At 47.4% G+C, this 20,044-nt stretch carries 21 protein-coding genes and 1 tRNA gene; 8 read left to right on the forward strand and 14 right to left on the reverse strand.

Translation table 11 applies throughout. From position 1 onward, the window contains the following. Positions 1-118: 118 nt before the first annotated feature. On the forward strand, positions 119-1,339 hold the full coding sequence (mdtG, locus tag EHN13_RS00540) for a multidrug efflux MFS transporter MdtG (protein ID WP_124020710.1): 1,221 nt from the start codon (positions 119-121) through the stop codon (positions 1,337-1,339). 93 nt (positions 1,340-1,432) lie between these two features. Here the strand turns inward: mdtG and EHN13_RS00545 are convergent, their stop codons facing one another. After that, complete coding sequence (locus EHN13_RS00545; RefSeq protein ID WP_124020711.1) at positions 1,433-2,764, reverse strand: sensor domain-containing diguanylate cyclase; 1,332 nt, start codon at positions 2,762-2,764, stop codon at positions 1,433-1,435. A gap of 662 nt (positions 2,765-3,426) precedes the next feature. On the opposite strand from EHN13_RS00545, the gene EHN13_RS00550 reads away from it, so the two are divergent. Continuing rightward, positions 3,427-3,807 carry a MysB family protein gene (locus tag EHN13_RS00550; protein WP_061068133.1) on the forward strand — a complete coding sequence of 127 codons (381 nt, stop codon included), beginning with the start codon at positions 3,427-3,429 and terminating at the stop codon, positions 3,805-3,807. Here EHN13_RS00550 and EHN13_RS00555 read toward each other — a convergent pair whose 3' ends face one another. The 3 genes from EHN13_RS00555 to mdoG all read right to left on the reverse strand — a co-directional run bounded on the left by EHN13_RS00555 (position 3,808) and on the right by mdoG (position 8,165). After that, complete coding sequence (locus EHN13_RS00555; RefSeq protein ID WP_202927478.1) at positions 3,808-4,047, reverse strand: YceK/YidQ family lipoprotein; 240 nt, start codon at positions 4,045-4,047, stop codon at positions 3,808-3,810. It lies immediately after the preceding gene. Positions 4,048-4,108: 61 nt separating this feature from the next. Then, positions 4,109-6,637, reverse strand: coding sequence for a glucans biosynthesis glucosyltransferase MdoH (gene mdoH / locus EHN13_RS00560; protein ID WP_124020712.1), 2,529 nt, complete (start codon positions 6,635-6,637; stop codon positions 4,109-4,111). Continuing rightward, complete coding sequence (mdoG, locus tag EHN13_RS00565) at positions 6,630-8,165, reverse strand: glucans biosynthesis protein MdoG (RefSeq protein ID WP_086523802.1); 1,536 nt, start codon at positions 8,163-8,165, stop codon at positions 6,630-6,632. Before mdoG ends, mdoH begins: the two co-directional genes overlap by 8 nt. A gap of 271 nt (positions 8,166-8,436) precedes the next feature. Here mdoG and mdoC point away from each other — a divergent pair, with 271 nt between their 5' ends. Next, on the forward strand, positions 8,437-9,597 hold the full coding sequence (gene mdoC / locus EHN13_RS00575; protein WP_124020713.1) for a glucans biosynthesis protein MdoC: 1,161 nt from the start codon (positions 8,437-8,439) through the stop codon (positions 9,595-9,597). Positions 9,598-9,617: 20 nt separating this feature from the next. Here mdoC and EHN13_RS00580 read toward each other — a convergent pair whose 3' ends face one another. From EHN13_RS00580 to csgB, 6 genes are all read right to left on the reverse strand, one after another. Further along, on the reverse strand, positions 9,618-11,105 hold the full coding sequence (locus tag EHN13_RS00580; protein WP_086523385.1) for a phospholipase D family protein: 1,488 nt from the start codon (positions 11,103-11,105) through the stop codon (positions 9,618-9,620). After that, positions 11,041-11,583 carry an O-acetyl-ADP-ribose deacetylase gene (gene ymdB, locus EHN13_RS00585; RefSeq protein ID WP_048211210.1) on the reverse strand — a complete coding sequence of 181 codons (543 nt, stop codon included), beginning with the start codon at positions 11,581-11,583 and terminating at the stop codon, positions 11,041-11,043. Before ymdB ends, EHN13_RS00580 begins: the two co-directional genes overlap by 65 nt. Positions 11,584-11,683: 100 nt before the next feature. Next, positions 11,684-12,004 carry a type 1 fimbrial protein gene (locus EHN13_RS00590; protein WP_061068135.1) on the reverse strand — a complete coding sequence of 107 codons (321 nt, stop codon included), beginning with the start codon at positions 12,002-12,004 and terminating at the stop codon, positions 11,684-11,686. A 151-nt stretch (positions 12,005-12,155) separates the two neighbouring features. After that, the gene (gene csgC / locus EHN13_RS00595) at positions 12,156-12,488 is read right to left on the reverse strand and encodes a curli assembly chaperone CsgC (RefSeq protein ID WP_048211208.1); all 333 of its coding nucleotides are present in this window, start codon (positions 12,486-12,488) and stop codon (positions 12,156-12,158) included. A 60-nt stretch (positions 12,489-12,548) separates the two neighbouring features. Further along, positions 12,549-12,998, reverse strand: coding sequence for a curli major subunit CsgA (gene csgA / locus EHN13_RS00600; RefSeq protein WP_048211207.1), 450 nt, complete (start codon positions 12,996-12,998; stop codon positions 12,549-12,551). 40 nt (positions 12,999-13,038) lie between these two features. Further along, the gene (gene csgB, locus EHN13_RS00605) at positions 13,039-13,494 is read right to left on the reverse strand and encodes a curli minor subunit CsgB (RefSeq protein ID WP_048211206.1); all 456 of its coding nucleotides are present in this window, start codon (positions 13,492-13,494) and stop codon (positions 13,039-13,041) included. 760 nt (positions 13,495-14,254) lie between these two features. Here csgB and csgD point away from each other — a divergent pair. Genes csgD through csgG form a run of 4 tightly spaced genes read left to right on the forward strand, consistent with a single transcriptional unit; the run spans position 14,255 to position 16,606 of the window. Beyond that, complete coding sequence (gene csgD, locus EHN13_RS00610; protein ID WP_005129125.1) at positions 14,255-14,905, forward strand: biofilm master transcriptional regulator CsgD; 651 nt, start codon at positions 14,255-14,257, stop codon at positions 14,903-14,905. 4 nt (positions 14,906-14,909) lie between these two features. Continuing rightward, positions 14,910-15,308 (forward strand): curli production assembly/transport protein CsgE, encoded by a 399-nt coding sequence (csgE, locus tag EHN13_RS00615; protein ID WP_061068136.1) that lies wholly within the window; start codon positions 14,910-14,912, stop codon positions 15,306-15,308. A 25-nt stretch (positions 15,309-15,333) separates the two neighbouring features. Beyond that, on the forward strand, positions 15,334-15,747 hold the full coding sequence (gene csgF / locus EHN13_RS00620; RefSeq protein ID WP_005129126.1) for a curli production assembly/transport protein CsgF: 414 nt from the start codon (positions 15,334-15,336) through the stop codon (positions 15,745-15,747). Positions 15,748-15,772: 25 nt separating this feature from the next. Next, complete coding sequence (gene csgG / locus EHN13_RS00625) at positions 15,773-16,606, forward strand: curli production assembly/transport protein CsgG (protein ID WP_048211204.1); 834 nt, start codon at positions 15,773-15,775, stop codon at positions 16,604-16,606. Between the two features lie 45 nt (positions 16,607-16,651). Here the strand turns inward: csgG and EHN13_RS00630 are convergent, their stop codons facing one another. The 4 genes from EHN13_RS00630 to ghrA all read right to left on the reverse strand — a co-directional run bounded on the left by EHN13_RS00630 (position 16,652) and on the right by ghrA (position 19,606). Next, positions 16,652-17,134 carry a DUF1097 domain-containing protein gene (locus tag EHN13_RS00630; RefSeq protein WP_048211203.1) on the reverse strand — a complete coding sequence of 161 codons (483 nt, stop codon included), beginning with the start codon at positions 17,132-17,134 and terminating at the stop codon, positions 16,652-16,654. Positions 17,135-17,235: 101 nt separating this feature from the next. Further along, positions 17,236-17,790: a TorD/DmsD family molecular chaperone gene (locus tag EHN13_RS00635; protein WP_005129133.1), complete on the reverse strand. Its 555-nt coding sequence runs from the start codon at positions 17,788-17,790 to the stop codon at positions 17,236-17,238. A gap of 23 nt (positions 17,791-17,813) precedes the next feature. After that, positions 17,814-18,551 carry a phosphatase gene (locus EHN13_RS00640; RefSeq protein WP_048211201.1) on the reverse strand — a complete coding sequence of 246 codons (738 nt, stop codon included), beginning with the start codon at positions 18,549-18,551 and terminating at the stop codon, positions 17,814-17,816. A gap of 116 nt (positions 18,552-18,667) precedes the next feature. Then, the gene (gene ghrA / locus EHN13_RS00645) at positions 18,668-19,606 is read right to left on the reverse strand and encodes a glyoxylate/hydroxypyruvate reductase GhrA (RefSeq protein ID WP_124020714.1); all 939 of its coding nucleotides are present in this window, start codon (positions 19,604-19,606) and stop codon (positions 18,668-18,670) included. Positions 19,607-19,842: 236 nt separating this feature from the next. Between ghrA and EHN13_RS00650 the strand changes: the two genes are divergently transcribed. Continuing rightward, a tRNA-Ser gene (locus EHN13_RS00650) sits at positions 19,843-19,930 on the forward strand. Positions 19,931-20,044: the final 114 nt, after the last annotated feature.

Here is a 20,044-nt window from a genome sequence, read left to right on the forward strand (position 1 = left end):
CTCCCCTTTTAGGTTTAACTGCTATCCGCATTGCAGCAACTATCAACCAGGCGCATAATTAGCCTGCTTATTTATATTTACTCGATAGCGCAAACAGCGCATCACACTGCGGATCGCTATGTCACCCTCTGATGTCCCCATAAACTGGAAACGCAACCTTACCGTTGCCTGGCTGGGCTGTTTTTTAACCGGCGCAGCATTTAGCCTGGTCATGCCATTTTTACCCCTTTACGTCGAGAGTCTTGGCGTGACGGATCACAGTGCCCTGAATATGTGGTCAGGGCTGGTATTCAGTATCACCTTCCTGTTTTCAGCGATTGCCTCACCTTTCTGGGGCGGACTGGCCGATCGTAAAGGCCGGAAAATCATGCTCTTACGCTCAGCACTGGGCATGTCCATCGTCATGCTGCTGATGGGGCTGGCGCAAAATATCTGGCAATTCTTGATCCTGCGCGCCCTGCTGGGTTTGCTCGGTGGATTTATTCCTAATGCCAACGCACTGATCGCAACCCAGGTGCCACGCAATAAAAGCGGCTGGGCGTTGGGGACACTTTCCACCGGCGGCGTCAGCGGTGCTTTACTTGGGCCACTGGCGGGCGGGTTACTCGCCGATCAGTATGGTCTGCGCCCTGTATTTTTCATCACAGCCCTGGTGCTGTTGATCTGTTTTATTCTGACACTCTTTTTTATCCGTGAACGCTTCCAGCCAGTGAGCAAGAAAGAGATGCTGCACGTTCGCGAAGTCGTGACGTCGTTAAAGAATCCAAAGCTGGTGCTGAGCTTGTTTGTCACTACCCTGATAATTCAGGTTGCAACCGGCTCCATTGCGCCAATCCTGACGCTGTATGTACGGGAGCTTGCAGGTAATGTCAGCAATATCGCGTTTATCAGTGGGATGATTGCCTCTGTACCCGGTGTTGCGGCCTTAATCAGTGCACCAAAGCTCGGCAAATTGGGTGACAGGATTGGTCCGGAGAAGATCCTGATCGTTGCATTGGTTATCTCCGTACTGCTGCTGATCCCAATGTCATTCGTCCAGACGCCCTGGCAGCTGGGCGTGCTGCGCTTTTTACTGGGTGCCGCTGATGGCGCATTGCTGCCTGCCGTACAGACCTTGCTGGTGTATAACTCAACCAACCAAATCGCCGGGCGTATCTTTAGCTACAACCAGTCGTTTCGTGATATAGGCAACGTTACTGGGCCGTTAATGGGAGCTGCTATATCGGCAAATTATGGCTTCCGTGCCGTCTTCTGCGTCACCGCTGGTGTTGTGTTATTCAACGCAATCTACTCATGGAACAGTCTGCGCCGCCGCCGGGGATCTCAGGTCCTGGGATGATTTTGTGTATTCATTCTCAACGGTCCCCCTAACATATCAATTGGTTTAATATGGGGGATACGCAGAGTGAACTCAATAACGCTTAATATTATTCTAGCTGTTATAGTAAACCACTTTATTTCTCCCTGAGTTTTTCGCATCATACAGCGCAGCATCGGCATATGATACGACTTTGTCAGCAGAATAATCATCAGATTTACTACAATATACACCGATGCTGATTGTCATTTTCTCTTTCAGGCCATATATATTGGGCTCCGCTGTTTCAGTCTCAACATTTTTTCTTATTCTTTCCGCAACAAACATTGCTTCAGCTTTATCTTTACACTTAATCAGGAGCCCAAACTCTTCCCCACCAATTCTCGCAAAAATGTCTGAGTCCCTGATCGATTTATTGACAATATCAACAATGCTCTTTATAACGTGATCGCCTTCCTGATGGCCATAAGAATCATTGATGCGTTTGAATTTATCTATATCCAGTATCATTATACAAATAGCACCTTTTACTAAAGATGATTTTAGTGCCTTATAGAATAATTTTCGGTTATATATCTTAGTCATCGCATCTTTTATTGCTGAATCCGCCTCTCTCTTAAGAATAATGAACGTGTTGTACATTAATATAGATATGATACTTAAGGTGCTGATAACTTCGATTCCCCTACTGACATACCAAATATACATACTATATTCATCCAGACTCAACAGCAGAACATTCGTCAGGATTGCAGAGCAACACAGTAACGCGATGCTTTTCCATAAGATACCATGCATTTTTGTTTTCACTGACAGATACAACAAAACCATTCCCCATGAAATAATCAGTGAATATATGTAGCCAATATGCCAGTGCACCGTTTTATTGTCAGTTTTGTGACTGGTAATTTCAATCGTAACATCAGCGTTATAACTTGATAAGTTATGCGAAAGGAATGCAATTGCCAGCATAATCAACAATGCTATAATTATGTAGCATGGTTCTCTTTCTTTAGTCTCAATAACTGTGGAAGCCGCTTTATAAGCTTTCAATGATACAAAAAGTAATGCGATAAAACTAACTTGCCTAAAATAATAGAAGATAGCGATATCATTTGTGCGTTTTTCTATCAAAACGCTATCATTAATTAAATTCTGAACGATATATATAGTTTCTATAAGATAGATATTATTACTAAGGAATGCCATTCCTAATATCATTAGGTATGTTAGATCTTTCCTGCAAAGGTATTGAAAAAGCATAAAAAGAAAAACAATGCCGTACAGAAAAAATAACCCAACGATGATTATTAAATATGTTGTTTGAGGTACACTCTGCACTTCTAACTGATACTGAGAAAGACACACACCAGCAATAAAATAGCTGACTAAGCAAGTAATGTAAAAGTTCATCAACCTGCTATTGTTTGAATTACTATTATCCATAACAGCCCTGGCAAGAATCCTATTTTGCATTTTATATATTAAGCCATTATCTTTTGCAAATTAATAATTTATAATTCTTTCAATAATGACAATCTTATTTATAACGCATGTTATTATTCATTGAATGTTATGGATGTTTTCTTATACTTTGTTATACATTAACATATTTATCACATATATAATGATTAACAATATCATTTATGGATATCTAACTTAAACAAATATCGATACTTTAAGACGTAATACTCACGCGCGTCACTTTTTGCCTTACTCTTTAATTTCAATTAGTTATAATAAAAACCTTATATAAATTATATTGTTTCATCCGCTATAAAGTATGGCTTGCAGTCTATTCAATCACCCCCTTTAAACTATGACATCCTCACTCATGGTGCTCCTGCATAACCACTTGAGTTTAATACACTCCAACCGATTCTTAAAAACTTAAGGTTTGCTGTTCATGAAACGTATTGGCGGTAGGGTTCCCCCGTGTTTTTGTTGTTCCAGGAAGCACCACAACCGAGTGGTTATGGTAAGAAACACTCGATGCTTCAAGCCGTTGCATACCTGAAACTTCGCGATAAACGAATGCTTTGACAGTTCTCACCACACCACCTATATCTTTTTATTAAGCCAATCACCCATGCGATCAGGATGCGAATATGAATGCCTTGTACCCCACCCTTGAAGAAGCCATTGATGCAGCACGTGAAGAGTTTCTGGCTGATAATCCAGGTCTTGAATCTGACGAAGCCAGCGTCCAGCAGCTGAACGTACAAAAGTACGTGCTACAGGATGGCGATATCATGTGGCAAGCTGAGTTTTTTGCCGACGAAGATGATGGCGAAGGCGAATGTTTACCCATGCTGAGCGGTGAAGCGGCACAAAGCGTTTTTGATGGTGACTATGATGAGATTGATATTCGCCAGGAGTGGCAGGAGGAAAATACGCTCCACGAATGGGATGAGGGTGAATTTCAACTGGAGCCTCCCCTTGACACAGAGGAAGGCCAGACCGCAGCCGATGAATGGGATGAACGATAGTTACTCGTAAGGCCCATGGTGTATATCGAGCGGTAATAGCAACGTATCAAACACCAGCGAAAACGGCAGATCCAGGATGGTGACGTAACGCCACGCAGAGTCCCGGACATCCCATTGCACGCCTGGATAGTATTGATTTCCGTGTCCTTGTCCGGGGATCGTCCGGCTAATAATGCTGCCGCATCCGCTCAGAAGAAAGACCATCATTCCCACAGCCAGTATTCGCACTGGATACCTCATGACTTTTTATTCAGTATAAAAAAATACCGGCTCCAGGCCGGTATTTTTACGTTTCACACGCTTATTTTTTCCTGAGTGCCAGTGGGTTCAGGGAGATCCCCTGATAATAATTAACCCATGAAGAATACTTATCTGGTGAATTCCAGACGCGATAATGTAAACGCGCCATGGTCACCGGATCGCTCAACAGAACCAGGCGACGATCGCGATTCAGTTTCTCCGGCGTTTCATTCAGCGCCTGCTCGACATGGCGATCACGTGCGATTTCAAGCACGTTACTCGCACGATGGCGCGCGGTAGCCATTGCCGTTGCCAGCGCGTTAAACGACGGGTTAAACACAGCGTGCATGAAACCATCATCCAGCGAACGATTACGGTTCAACTCCAGATAGTTATCCGTGTCCACCAGCACCTTCGGCGGAGAATACTCTTCCGGGATCAGGAACAGTTTCCAGCGTTTGGTACGTAACCCAACCGTTGAACGACTGGAAATGACAGAAACAAACGGCGACAGGATTAGTGAAAAGACAATCGGAGCCAGCCAGAACAGGAAACGCAGATCCAGCCAGGCCATCCCTACTGCCCACACCAGGCCCAACAACAGCTGAGATCCGTGACGCATAAACGCCTCGCCCCACGGAGTGGAGTCGTCATCGCGTTGCGGCGAATTCCACACCACTTCCCATCCGAGGAAGGCACTCACCACGAAAACGGTATGGAACAGCATACGCACCGGCGCCAGCAGCACGGAGAACAGAACCTCCAGCAGCAGCGACAACGTGACGCGAATAAATCCACCGTACTCTTTCGTGCCTTTGCACCAGATAAGCAAAATACTCAGCAGCTTCGGCAGGAACAACAGCACCATCGTTGAGGCAAACAACGCGATAGCCAGCTCAGGGCGCCACTGCGGCCAGACCGGGAACAGCTGACGTGGTTGCAGGAAGTACTGCGGTTCCGTCAACGCATGGACCACCTGTAATGCGGTCGACAACGCGAGGAACATGAACCACAACGGTGCTGACAGATAGGACATCACACCGGTCAGGAACACCGCGCGATGAACCGGGTGCATCCCTTTAACCAGGAACAGACGGAAGTTCATCAGGTTACCGTGGCACCAGCGACGGTCACGCTTGAGCTCATCCAGCAGGTTCGGTGGCAGCTCTTCATATGAACCCGGTAGATCGTAGGCAATCCACACGCCCCAGCCCGCACGACGCATCAATGCCGCTTCCACGAAGTCATGGGAGAGGATCGATCCCGCAAACGAGCCTTCGCCCGGCAGCGGTGCAAGCGCACAGTGTTCAATGAACGGTTTCACACGAATAATCGCGTTATGACCCCAGTAGTGCGACTCACCCAACTGCCAGAAGTGAAGTCCGGCGGTAAACAGCGGGCCATAAACGCGGGTAGCAAACTGCTGGCAGCGCGCGTACAGGGTGTCCATACCAGACGCTTTCGGCGAAGACTGGATAATCCCGGCATTCGGGTTCGCTTCCATCAGGCGTACCAGACCGGTCAGACAGTCTCCGCTCATCACGGAATCAGCGTCCAGCACCACCATATAGCTGTACTGGTTGCCCCAGCGACGGCAGAAGTCATCAATGTTACCGCTTTTACGCTTCACACGACGACGACGACGACGGTAGAAAATCTGTCCTTCACCCTGCACTTCGGCAATCAGCTCCATCCACGCCTTTTGTTCCGCAACGCAGATATCAGGATTGTAGCTGTCACTCAGAATGTAAACATCGAAATGCTCCGCATTCCCCGTGGCTTTAACTGACTCCCACGTAGCGCGCAGGCCCGCGAATACGCGGTCAACGTCCTCGTTACAGATAGGCATGATTAGCGCAGTGCGGTGCTCGGGATTCAGCGGCTCATCCCCTACCGTTGAGGCAGAGATACTGTACTTGTCACGCCCAATCAGCAACTGCAGGAAGCCCATCAGCGCGGTCCAGAAACCGGCTGATACCCAACAAAAAAGCACGGCAAACAGAATGAGGATACCGGTCTGCAGCACATAAGGCAGCAACTGCATAAAGGAAACCCACAGGTTCTGCCCCATCATATCTGCTGGATTAATGAACGCCCATCCCTGATAAGGAAGGATCGTCTTCATATACCAGGTTGCTACGACCGTTTGCGCCAGCGTTAAGATCAACAGCGTATAACGGCGGATCGTGCCGACGGTACGCCATTTCTGCTCATTTTCTTGTTCTTCTTTCGTCAAACGAGAAAGATAACGCGGTGTGACATCGCGCCCGCGCAGGCGATCCCAAAAACGGCCAACCGGGTTAGTACGCCAGGGATCGGGAAACATTGAAGTACGTGTCGCTTTCGGCATTGCCTGCAGTTGGTCACGCCCTTCATCATCCTTTATCAACTGATCTTTGGCCAGAGAGTCTGGCCAGGCTTGCTCAAGGCGAGCTTTTACAGAACCCTGCGGTGAATCATCTTCGCGCGAGTAAGTACGGTGCTCGGCATCCAGCGCCTGATGAACGGCGCGGATGTCAGTTTTCGGCAGTGCCGCTTTTTCGATATCCGAAAGCGGCATTGCGTCAATATACTCAGTTGTCTTATTCATTGGCAGGTAACTGGTAGCTCCAGGTTTCACTCAACGGCTGATCGGCATTGGCCAACGCAGCACGCATTTCAGTGGTTTTCTTCGCATCTTTCACTTTCACGCGCAGCATCAAGCGCCACCCTTTCGTAACCGGGTTGTAACGCACGGTACTTTCCACGATTTCACCGTTGTCGCCAATACTGGTTTGCGCGGTAATCGGGGTGTCCTGCGGCAGCTTTTTCATCTCGGTGCCGGTGAAATCCACCACAAACGCGATAGTGCCGTCAGGCTGACGAATGAGATTAGATTGTTTGACATCCCCTGTGGAACGGCGAGTCTGCTGCACCCAGGCATTTTCTGGCGCATGAAGCTTATCTTCATCGCGCGTAAACGTCAGGGTGTACTTAAAGTTCATCTCTTTACCTGCTTCCGGCAGTTGATCCGGTGTCCAGTAGGCAACGATGTTATCGTTTGTTTCGTCGTTAGTGGGGATCTCAACTAATTCAATTTTGCCTTTACCCCAGTCGCCTTTTGGCGTGATCCAGGCACTTGGGCGCAGGTCATAACGGTCGTCGATATCTTCGAAACGGGAGAACTGACGTCCACGTTGCAACAGGCCGAATCCTTGCGGGTTTTCCATCGCAAAGCTGCTCACCGCGAGATGTTTCGGGTTATTCAGCGGACGCCAAATCCACTCGCCGTTACCAGCATGGATAGACAATCCGTTTGAGTCGTGCAGTTCCGGACGATAATTTGTCGTCGGAGATGGCTGGTTCGGTCCGAACAGGAACATACTGGTTAACGGAGCTACGCCCAGCTTGCCCACTTTATCGCGCAGATAGACTTTGGACTGAACATCCACAACCGTGTCACGGCCTGGAATAATCACAAAGCGATACGCCCCGGTTGCACGCGGGGAGTCCAGCAGGGCATAAATGGTTAAACGTTTGTCAGTCGGTTTTGGACGTTCGATCCAAAACTCACGGAAGCGGGGAAACTCTTCACCAGAAGGCAGTGCGGTATCTATCGCGAGACCGCGCGCAGACAGACCATAGACCTGGCCTGCGCCAAGTACGCGGAAATAGCTGGCGCCGAGCATGCTGACGATTTCATCGTTTTTGTCTTTGCTGTTGAGCGGATACAGTACCTTAAACCCGGCGAAACCGAGATCTTTTACCGTGTCTTTATCGTGCTGCACATCGCCAAAATTAAAATAATCCGGGCTGTATTTGATTTTTTTCACCGCAGTTGCGGTAACTTCGTTGATCTTGACCGGCGTGTCGAAGTACATACCCTGGTGGTAGAATTCGAGCTTAAATGGGGTCTTAAGATTGCTCCAGTATGCTTTGTCGCGATTAAACTGGATCTGCTGATAATCCGCATATTTCATGTCGCGGAAAACGGAGGGCAAGTTACTTTTTGGCGCCTCGTAGCCTTTATCGGCTAAGGATTGAGCTTGCTTTGCAACATCATCAATACTGAACGCCCAGCTCGATGATGTATACAGCGTTAACATTACTGCTGCACCCAACCAACGCATTTTCATCATTTGTAGTTTATGTTTCATAATTAGTAAGCACTTCCCCCTTTGTGTGCTTATATTGATCCGATCCATTTTAATGGATAATCGGGTATTCCGACAACTGAATCCCTGTATTGTTCGCGTGCTGGCTCATGGTTTAAGCAGGTTCGCCTGCCTGTTTTCACTTTGAGTGCTTATCCTGGAGACAGGTTGTTGGACTTCGTGTAGGGTTGCCTTCGAATGTAACCATAATTCGTCTTAGGGATAAGACGAAAAGTCTGAGAATACGTAACTGTCTATGAGCTCTGTATCTCCACCACGTGAATATTTTCTGGATTCCATCCGTGCCTGGCTGATGTTGTTGGGGATTCCCTTCCATATCTCGCTGATCTACTCCACACATACCTGGCATGTGAACAGCGCAGAACCGTCATGGATATTGACCCTCTTTAACGATTTCATACATGCATTTCGCATGCAGGTCTTCTTTGTTATTTCGGGTTACTTTTCATACATGCTGTTTTTGCGCTACCCCTTAAAGCGGTGGTGGAAAGTGCGTGTTGAACGCGTGGGGATCCCTATGCTGACCGCCATCCCGCTACTCACACTGCCGCAATTTATCATGCTGCAATATGTGAAAGGCAAAGCCGACAGTTGGCATACTCTCAGTGGGTACGATAAATACAACGCACTGGCATGGGAGCTGATTTCTCATCTGTGGTTTTTACTCGTCCTTGTCGTTTTAACAACCGTGAGTATGTGGGTGTTTAGCCAAATGAAACACTGGTTGACGAGCCCCGATGGCGTCAGCACGTCCACGATATCGATGACAAAACTGACGTTGATCTTTTTGTTGCTTGGCGTCGGATACGCCGCCGTCAGAAGAACAATTTTTATCGTCTACCCGTCTATTCTCAGCGATGGCATGTTTAATTTTATCGTCATGCAAACGCTGTTCTATGTGCCGTTCTTTATGCTCGGCGCGCTGGCGTTTATCAATCCGCAGTTGAAAGCACTGTTCACAACGCCCTCGCGCAGCTGCACGTTAGGCGCGGCATGCGCTTTTATGGCTTATCTGCTCAATCAACGCTATGGAAACGGCGATGCCTGGATGTATGAAACCGAATACGTGATAACAATGGTGATGGGACTGTGGATGGTTAACGTCGTTTTCTCGCTCGGCCACCGTTTATTGAATTTCCAGTCAGCCCGTGTCACCTACTTTGTCAATGCATCACTGTTTATCTATCTGGTGCATCATCCGTTAACGCTGTTTTTCGGCGCCTATATCACACCGCACATTACATCAAACCTGCTGGGTTTTCTCTGTGGGCTGCTATTTGTTGTCGGGATTGCGGTAATATTGTACGAAATCCACTTGCGGATACCGGTGCTGAAGTTCCTCTTTTCAGGGAAACCCATCGTTAAGCAGGATAAAAGCAAGGCCATTGCCGGATAGCAGGCCTGTCATTGCATGGTTCAGAGCAACCATTCAATCGGTAATACAGAGGCCAGCCTCACCAGAACCCGCTTCCAGAATCCTGTGGCGGGTTCTTTTTTCACTACCCGCTCACTGCCGCCAGGACAATCTACCCAGTTTATCCGACCCCAGCGGTCCAGGCGCAATTGCCAGGCCACATCACGCTGGCTTTGCATAAAGCGTTTATGAATCAATGACGCCAGCACTTCACTCTCAATCACAAATCCCATTTCCGTATTGAGCAACGTTGAGCGCGGATCAAAATTAAGCGAGCCGATGAAGACTTTGCGGCCATCAATGCTGAAGGTTTTCGCATGCAGACTAGAGCCTGAATTGCCGGTCAACCCGCGATCGTGTACCACCGTACCGCGATCGCGGGTTGGTTTTAGCTCATACAGTTCTACACCATAGCGCAGCAATTTTTTCCGCCAGCGCGCATATCCTGCATGCACAATTGCCACATCATTCGCGGCCAGCGAGTTAGTTAAAATAGCAATCTTTACCCCTTTTCGGACCAGGCGCAGGAGTTGTGCGACTCCGGCACGTGTCGGCACAAAGTAAGCGGAAATAATATCAATACGCTCAGTGGGTGAGCCCATGACGTCAAACAAACGCTGCGGTAATAGCGAGTGACGCGGCGCTTTCCCCTCTCCTTTTGCCGGATCGTCACTGAGCAGGCGCGTTTTAGCCCAAATCAGCGACAGTGAACCCTGGTCAAGATGCGTCATAAACTGGCTGGTCTCCAGTTTGTGCAAATAGCGTCGGGTAATATCGTCGTTATACCAGGATTCAGGTAGTTCAATACGTTGAGTCGTTTCTGGTTCAGACAACTCCAGGACTCTTTGTAACGTTGAAACTGACTGACATTGCCAGTATCGCTCAAAATCATCCGCGACCTCTTTCACCACTGGACCGATGGCCATCACGTCAAGATCGGAAAACAACGGTTCTTCACCCGCACCAAAATAGGCATCTCCGATATTACGCCCGCCGACCAGCGTCACTACACCGTCCGCGGTATAACTTTTATTGTGCATGCGGCGATTGAGCCGGGCGAAATCGGTTAAATACCCCAATGCGCGAAGGATGCGAAATGAAAAGGGATTAAACAGGCGGACTTCAATATTTGGATGGTTATCCAACAGACGCAGCGTGTCATCAAGGCCCGGAGTGTTGTTATCATCCAACAGCAAACGAACCCGTACCCCGCGTTTCGCCGCGGCCAGCAGAACAGAAAACAGCAGCAGCCCGGACATGTCGTTCTCCCAGATGTAATACTGCACATCCAGCGTTCGTTCCGCCATTTCTGTCAGCCGATAACGGGCTGCGAAAGCATCCAGACTGTCATCCAGTGCCAGAATGCCGCACTGGTCCGGATGGCTTGCGCACAATGGGGTAATGGCACGCTCAAGTCGCGTCATATCAGGCCGTGTTATCATCGCCTTGTTGGGTGAGTAATCTCTTGTATAACCTGGCATTTTCCTCATCAAAACACACGAAGTAGATTTGATCAGGTAGCGCACGGCGGGTGATAAATTTTTGCACCGTATTCACCGCAATCTCCGCCGCCGCTGCACGTGGATATCCGTAGGCTCCGGTGCTGATAGCCGGGAACGCAATGGATTGATAGCCATTGGCCAGTGCCAGTTGTAATGAATTGAGATAGGCCTCTTCAAGGCGTTCTGCTTCATGATGATCGCCGCCCTGCCAGACGGGCCCAACAGTGTGGATCACCGCTTTGGCGGGAAGATTTCCCGCCAGGGTGATAACCGCATGGCCGGTTGGGCATTCGCCCTGTTGCTGTAATACCTGTTTGCAGGCCTCCAACAGTGCAGGTCCAGCAACGCGATGAATCGCTCCATCAACGCCACCGCCGCCCAGCAACGAGGAGTTGGCCGCATTGACAATCACATCAACGGCGATTGTCGTAATGTCGCCCTGTAAAACATGAACACGCGATTGCATAAGTTCCCCCTGACAAAACACTCTCCGTTAAGTGTACAGCAGGGTTTTCTATGAAATCTCACTTTTTAACTATACAGGTGCATATCTACGCCAGAACGATTCATTTATATTCAATATTAAGAATTGCCAGATTTTTCTGTTCATTAAGGTACTGCATTCTCATACTGGCAATTTGCTGGAGGCTTTCAGGGGCCATCGTTATCTGTTGTGTGTTATAGCGACTACTCCGTAACTTGCCATCACGTATACATGACACTTCAATCTGCTGTTGTTGCGAGCTCACATCACAAGGCGATTCAACTATTGCGCCACGAAAATGGATAATCCCGCCAGGTGTGATTTGCTGCGCCGTTGCGGGGAAGATAAAAAAAGAAGTAACACATAAACTGGTACTTAAAATACGTTTTAATAAGGTGCTCATAAGGGTTCCTCAATGATAAACCATCCTTGAGGGATCGAAGTGATCCTTCACCGCTGCGATTAACGACCAAATAAAAACGTTTTCACGTCTCTATATTCATAGAACAGCACCGCTTTCCCAGCCACACCTTTAAAGCAAATACAGCAAAAAATCATGAGCGATTGCTTGAATCAGGCCACTGCTGGGACAGATGCAATGACTGCCCATCCGAAACGGTAACGACAATGTTGACCGTATCTTCAGGTGAAATATTAAAGCTCAGTTTTGTTAATTCAATCGGCCGATTAGCAGGGATCGACAGGCTTGTTTTCTGTTGCGTTTGGCTTTGCCCCCCCGACCCTTTACGTATGGCAAGAACTTGTACCTCGCACACGCAGGGTTGCGATAATGTCACCTGCGGAATAATGGTATACATCTCACCTTGCTGGGTTGTATTAAAGGTTATTTGATTTGAAAGCGCGGCAATGAGTAATAGCGTATGCATAATATGCTCCCGAAAAAAAACAGGGCTTTCGCCCTGTTTATTATCAGTTATAAAACTGAATTAGTGCTGGTTAGCTGTCGCATTGTTGCCATAACCAACCTGCTGAATCAGAACATTCGAGTCAGATGCAGTCTGATTAACCACCGCACCGTTACGACCACCGAACTGAGTTACACTGATGTCAGCATTTTTTGCATTCCACTGATTGATATCAGCGCTGTTCTGGAAGCCAGTCTGTTTCAGGCTAATGGTACTGTCATCAGCACCTTGCCCGACGGTAGCACCGTTACCATGTCCGTGTTGTGTGATGGTCACGTCTGATTTACGTGCATCACTTTGCAGCGCATTCGCAACGTTACTTGACCCATATTGGTAAATACTCAATGAAGAGTCCGGGCCATAATTACTACCGCCACCATGATGATTGCCGCCCCATTGCGGAACAACACCTGCCAGAGCACTGCCAGAAACTACGATTGCTGCGAATGCTGCCACTTTTAAAAGTTTCATGGTAAACCCCCATCGGATTGATTTAAACGTCGTTTACGGATTAGCGTTGAGTAACGCGAATTGCCATTTGCGACTGTCTCTGCACCACAACTGCTGTTTTTTGTGTACCGTACTGGGTAATATTTGCTTTATTACCAGAACCTTTCTGGATAATCATCGCTGTATTACCGTAAGAACTTTGTTTAATACTCGCATCATTGGAGCTGCCCGTTTGATCAATATATGCAAAATTATATGATCCTGTCTGATCTGTTCTCGCCCGGTTACCTGAACCTTCTTGCGAAATGACCGACAATAACTTGCTGCCCTCCTGGCGAGTATTTGCACTGTTAGCAGTGCCAACCTGACCAATAATGGCTGCCTGATTAAATGAAGACTTACTTAATTCATTTACCGCAAAGTTATATTCTGAATTAGCTAAATCATAACTGGTTGCGGATGCAATCCCAGGCACACCCAGTATTGTAAACATCATAAATAACAACTTGTTTTTCATGCTGTCACCCTGGACCTGGTCGTACATGAAGTTAAATTAATTACCACTCAAATTGTTGTTAACATGACTTACATTTGTTAACGCCACGTTACGATGAAGAGTATGTCCGTTGAAACATTTTAAATAACTCACCCGCGAGTGGTATTTTGATATCCAGATTCACCCCAAAGTACTAATTAACAGTGAATAACACCGCTACAGGTATAGGTTTTATTTTTATTTCTCAATCAGAAATGAATTTCTATGCAGTCACTGAAAAAGTGCATTTTCCGCGATTTCAGGGCTTCGCAGCACCGTGTCGTGATAGTCATCGATGCAAGTCGTGACAAAGGTCAGTTTTTTCCTCTTAAAATTGTCCAACGTAAAGTGGGACAAAGAATTTAGAATTCATTAGAAATCTAAAACTCGCTAATCATTAATTAAAACCTTATAAATCAATAAATTATTATAATTTGTATGATTTTTTAAATCTATGCAGTAACGGTAAAATGTACAACTTTCCTATCAAATCTAAACTCCAATAAAACCTAAAAATCACATTTTAATATATAATTTTACATCCTGTTACATGTTTAACACTTGCTTTAAGATTTGTAATAGCTAGATTGAAATCAGTTGAAGTCCATTTGTTTTAATATTTTCACCCCTTTGGGTCGATATTTTATTTCTACACAGCAGTGCAGCATCTGTCAGTACTTCTGGTGCCTCTATTTTAGTAGAGACAGCTGTCAGGTGTGCGACTAAAAAGTGGAGTTTCATCATGTTTAATGAAGTCCATAGCATTCATGGTCATACATTATTGTTGATCACGAAACCTTCTTTGCAGGCAACTGCATTATTACAACATTTAAAACAATCACTGGCGCTAACCGGAAAACTACATAATATTCAACGTTCTCTGGATGATATTTCCTCCAGCTGCATTGTTTTACTGGATATGATGGAGGCAGATAAAAAACTGATCCATTACTGGCAAGATAATTTGAGCAGAAAAAACAACAATATAAAGACGTTATTGTTGAATACCCCTGATGACTACCCTTATCGGGATATCGAAAACTGGCCACATATCAATGGCGTGTTTTACGCAACTGAAGACGAACAGCGTGTTGTTAGCGGCTTGCAGGGTGTCTTACGCGGTGAATGTTACTTCACGCAAAAGCTTGCCAGTTATCTGATCACGCATTCTGGAAATTATCGTTATAACAGCACGGAATCAGCGCTGCTGACACACCGTGAAAAAGAGATACTTAATAAATTGCGTATCGGCGCCTCAAATATTGAAATCGCTCGCTCACTATTTATCAGTGAAAATACGGTAAAAACACATCTTTATAATCTTTTCAAAAAGATAGCTGTCAAAAATCGTACGCAGGCGGTCTCATGGGCCAATGATAACCTCAGGCGATAAAGCCATGAAACGCTATTTGACCTGGATTGTGGCAGCAAATTTATTCTTTGCTGCCGGGAATTTGCACGCGGCTACAAGCGTAGAAGTGGAGGTTCCCGGACTGTTAACTGACCACACTGTCTCTTCAATCGGGCATGATTTTTATCGTGCATTTAGTGACAAGTGGGAAAGTGAGTACACAGGAAATTTAACTATCAATGAAAGACCCAGTGCGCGTTGGGGAAGTTGGATCACCATAACGGTCAATCAGGACGTTATCTTCCAGACTTTTTTATTCCCCACGAAAAGAGACTTCGACAAAATTGTCGTCTTCGCATTGGCACAAACTGAGGAAGCATTAAATCGCCGGCAAATAGATCAAACACTATTAAGCACGAGCGATTTAGCGCGCGATGAATTCTAAAACATGATTTTGTCCGGAGGCTTTCATGCGTGTCAAACATGCAGTGGTTTTGCTCATGCTAATTTCACCATTAAGTTGGGCCGGAAACATGACGTTCCAGTTCCGAAATCCAAACTTTGGTGGCAACCCGAATAACGGCGCTTTTTTGTTGAACAGCGCTCAGGCGCAGAACTCCTATAAAGATCCGAGCTATAGCGATTACGGAATTGAAACACCGTCAGCGCTGGATAACTTTACTCAGGCGATTCAGTCACAAATTCTCGGCGGCCTGCTCACCAACATTAATACCGGTAAGCCGGGAAGAATGGTGACCAATGATTTTATCATTGATATCGCTAACCGGGACGGGCAGCTGCAATTGAATGTTACCGACAGGAAATCGGGAAAAACATCAACGATCGAAGTGTCGGGTTTACAAACACAGTCAACCGATTTCTAAGCCATAGCCACGAAAGGAAAAAATCATGCAGCGCTTACTTATAATGGTTGCAGTATTTTTACTCAGCGGATGCTTAACGTCCCCACCGCAAGAAGCCGCTAAACCGACATTAATGCCTCGCGCCCAAAGTTACAAAGACTTGACGCATCTCCCGATGCCTACGGGTAAAATCTTTGTATCGGTTTACAATATCCAGGATGAAACTGGTCAGTTTAAACCTTATCCGGCAAGTAACTTCTCCACTGCCGTACCGCAAAGTGCCACGGCAATGCTGGTTACCGCACTGAAAGATTCGCGTTGGTTCGTCCCGCTGGAGCGTCAGGGATTACAGAACTTACTGAACGAACGAAAAATCATCCGTGCGGCACAGGAAAACGGCACGGTTGCCATTAACAACCGAATTCCGCTGCAATCATTAACCGCAGCTAACGTGATGGTGGAAGGTTCAATCATCGGCTATGAAAGCAACGTTAAATCAGGTGGTGTCGGCGCGCGTTATTTCGGTATTGGTGCCGATACGCAATATCAACTCGACCAGATAGCGGTAAACCTGCGCGTAGTTAACGTCAGTACCGGTGAGATCCTTTCTTCGGTCAATACCAGTAAAACCATCCTGTCTTATGAAGTGCAGGCAGGGGTATTCCGTTTCATTGACTACCAACGGCTTCTGGAAGGGGAAATTGGTTATACCTCTAACGAACCGGTCATGCTTTGCCTGATGTCAGCCATTGAAACTGGCGTTATCTTCCTGATAAATGACGGTATCGATCGCGGCTTGTGGGATTTGCAGGATAAGAAACAAGTTGATAACGACATTCTGGTCAAATACCGCCATATGTCGGTACCTCCAGAGTCCTGATACTAAAAAGAGAATAAAAAGCGTGAGAGGGCCCTCACGCTTTTTTTATTTACTGGTCAGCGTGGATGAAGCCGGGTTTTCGCGACGTGATGCCAGCCACAATCCGCTGTTTTTCATCGCATAGCCGAATACCAGACCTAGCGCCAGAGACGGCACAACCAGTTGCCAATCCCCTTGCCCTGCAAACGTTGCGCATGCGCCAATAAACGTGCCTGGCACAAATGAAAGCAGCCATTGCTTTGCCTGGATACACATCATAAATGCGACAATTCCCGTCATGACATAGCCAAGGATGTCCATATGTGGGGCAAGTGCACTACCATTAATAATCACCAACGCCCACACCACACCGCTTAGCAGCGTACACGCCGAGATCCACAGCCCTTTCAGTCCACCTTGTGGGCAGGCAAAATAGGCTGTACAGCCCAGGAAGCCAGCCCAACTGAGTAAACCAAGAGAAACGGCCACCCATCCCCAGAGTCCGGAGAGAATGCCCGTTGTGATTGCAATAGAGAGAAGTATGTTCATGCCGCGCATCTTAGCAGAAAAACGGCATGGTAATGAGATCGTGCACACAATTCATGCAATATGATGAATTGCGTTGCAGTATATAGTGACTTAAATCACATTTATTCGTCTGTATCTTCCTGTAATTCATCCCACATTGCACTAATTGCATCGCGCGTCAGTGGCGCCATAGTTCGCCAGAAAGCGGTATTCGCATGCGCCTCAACTTTACCAAGGAACGTGTCGCACCAGGGAAGCAGGTAGTCAACAAACAAGGTTTCCAGTGCTTCACTCTCATCTTCTGCGGACTGGTCTTCAAGCCAGGATGCCGCCAGCAACAAGGTACCAATATGATCGGCAGGTGTATCCGCCAGCGGCATTCCACGCGCAGACAGGAATGCACGAACATCCGCTTCCTTCGCCCCTTCTACCCAGGCGCTACGATAAGGCGGCACTGAACACTCTTTCCCGACAAACAGCGCGTTGTAATCTGCAGCAAGCTGGGGCATATCACAGCTTTTCTGCAAACGGGCCAACAGCTCATCCTGTTCCAGTGGCCAGTTAGCAGACAGTTTACCTTCGCTAATCAAGGTAAACAGGGGAACCAGTAAAGGGTCCTGCGGTTGGCGGTAAAACAGCGAGCCCAGTACACGGCACAGGATAGAAAACTCGTTCATTGATATATTCCAGTTAGTAACAATTAAAGTTCAGCAAATTCCGCGATAGGCTCCATGCCCCGCGATTCCAGAAACGACAGCAAGCGTTTTGGTGAAACGTTCAGAATTCGGTCTTCCGGGAAGCCCACATCATCCAGAATCTTACGGCATTCACCGAACTCTCCCAACGTGAATGCGGTATGGGAATCTGAACCCAGGGCCACCCAGCCACCTGCATCACGTACTGCCGCAGCCACAGCGCGACAGTTATCTTCACTGCCCTTACGCGAATGCAAAAACGAGGAATTATTGATTTCCAGCGCGACCTGATATTTTGCCGCCGCCTGTGCAATTGCGGTGATATCAACGGGATACTTTGGATTTCCTGGATGGCTGATAATATGCACATTGCCGCTCGCCATCGTGGCGATCATCGCCTGGGTATTCGTGTCTTTATCGTGAGGTGCAAAAACCGGCTCATGGAAGCCTGCAATAATCAGATCGAGTGAGTCAAACATCGGCCCTGAGCAGTCAATTTCACCTTCAATATTCTTAATATTCGCCTCAATGCCGCGCAGGATCCCTACGCCATCTACAACACGCGGCCAAATACGCATGTTAATAAAATGCCAGTGATGAGGCGCATCCGCCATGTCCGGTCCATGATCGGTAATGGCAAATAGCTTGATGCCTTTGCGATGAGCTTCAGCGATGTAATCACTTAAGGTGCTGTAGGCATGGGTGCTGGCAACGGTATGCATATGCAGGTCAACGGGATACATAACTCTCTCCTGTAGTCGTTTTCCGTCAAGGATAGCAGGTATCGCCGCCATTAATACCCTAAATAATTCGGGTTGTATTTAGTCGAAACCCGGCGCTGGCCGGGTTGACATTGATATCAGTAACCCCGAACGCGATCGACCTGACCGGTAACCGCTTTTCCACTTTCCAGGCTCAGGATTGTACGAGAAATATAATCCACCGCTTCCGCTGGGCGCGTTACCGCAGCAATGTGCGGCGTCATCGCCACACGCGGGTGTTTCCACAATGGGTTGTCTTCCGGTAGCGGTTCTCGGCTATAGACATCCAGCATCGCACCTTTCAGTTTTCCGCTATCCAACGATGCCAGAAGATCGTCTTCATTGAGATGAACACCACGCGCCAGGTTCAACACATAGGCTCCATCCTGTAATTGATTCAACAGTCCGGCATTAATAATGCCTACCGTTTCTGCCGTATTGGGCAGAAGATTAATCAGCACACGCGTCTGGCTTAAAAATGCACTCAATTCTTCGGTGCCCGCAAAACTTTCCACACCAGGCCAGGATTTACGGGTACGGCTCCAACAACGCAGTGGGAACCCCCATGCCTGCAGGCTCTCTGCCACTTTAGCCCCTAATACACCGGCCCCCATGATGCTGATGGTAAATTCATCACGGGTATACTCTTGCAACGGCTGCCACTTCGCCTGGGATTTTAATGCCTGATAGTCATCAAAGCGGCGGAACCAGTGCAACACCTGACTCACCGCATACTCCTGCATTTGCAGACCCATACCGGTATCTTCCAGACGGAAAAGTGGAATCGAGGTATCCAGCATCTCCGGGTGTGCTTTAAGCTTACTGAGGATGGAGTCCACTCCGGCTCCCAATGCAAAGACAGCTTTTAACTTTCGCCCTGCCAGCATTTCAACCGGAGGATGCCAGACCAGCGCATAGTCGGCATGGGCATTATCACCCGCTTTCCACTCGCGAACGTTAGCGCCAGGGATGGCTTTCGTCAGCGCCTTTACCCACCAGGCCGTATCAAATGTAGGGTGATAGAAAATTATTTCCATATTGTCTCCTGAACATTGTTATGCGGAACATTCTCGCACTTATTATCATCATTTTCCGAGGGAACATCAGATTAGCAAATTTCAGAGTGCTGGCAAAAAAAACAATTCCCGCTCATTTAAGCCCCATGTTGCTTGAAGTTTGTGTAAATGCACGTTTTTTTGAAAAAGTAGATTGACGCCGGGGCGGTATTTCCCCTACATTAGCGCCCGTTCCAGCAGTACAGGAACAACAATATGGTGAGGTGTCCGAGTGGCTGAAGGAGCACGCCTGGAAAGTGTGTATACGGCAACGTATCCGGGGTTCGAATCCCCGCCTCACCGCCATATTCGAGAAAGAGCTCGTACGCATGTACGGGCTTTTTTTCGCCTCTGTCCCATACAGACTATCAACCGCCCTCAGAACCCGTCGATGGATCTTCGCTTTCAGTCAGTTCCTAC

Origin of the sequence: Citrobacter youngae (assembly GCF_003818115.1) — a bacterium.
Classification (GTDB): domain Bacteria; phylum Pseudomonadota; class Gammaproteobacteria; order Enterobacterales; family Enterobacteriaceae; genus Citrobacter; species Citrobacter youngae.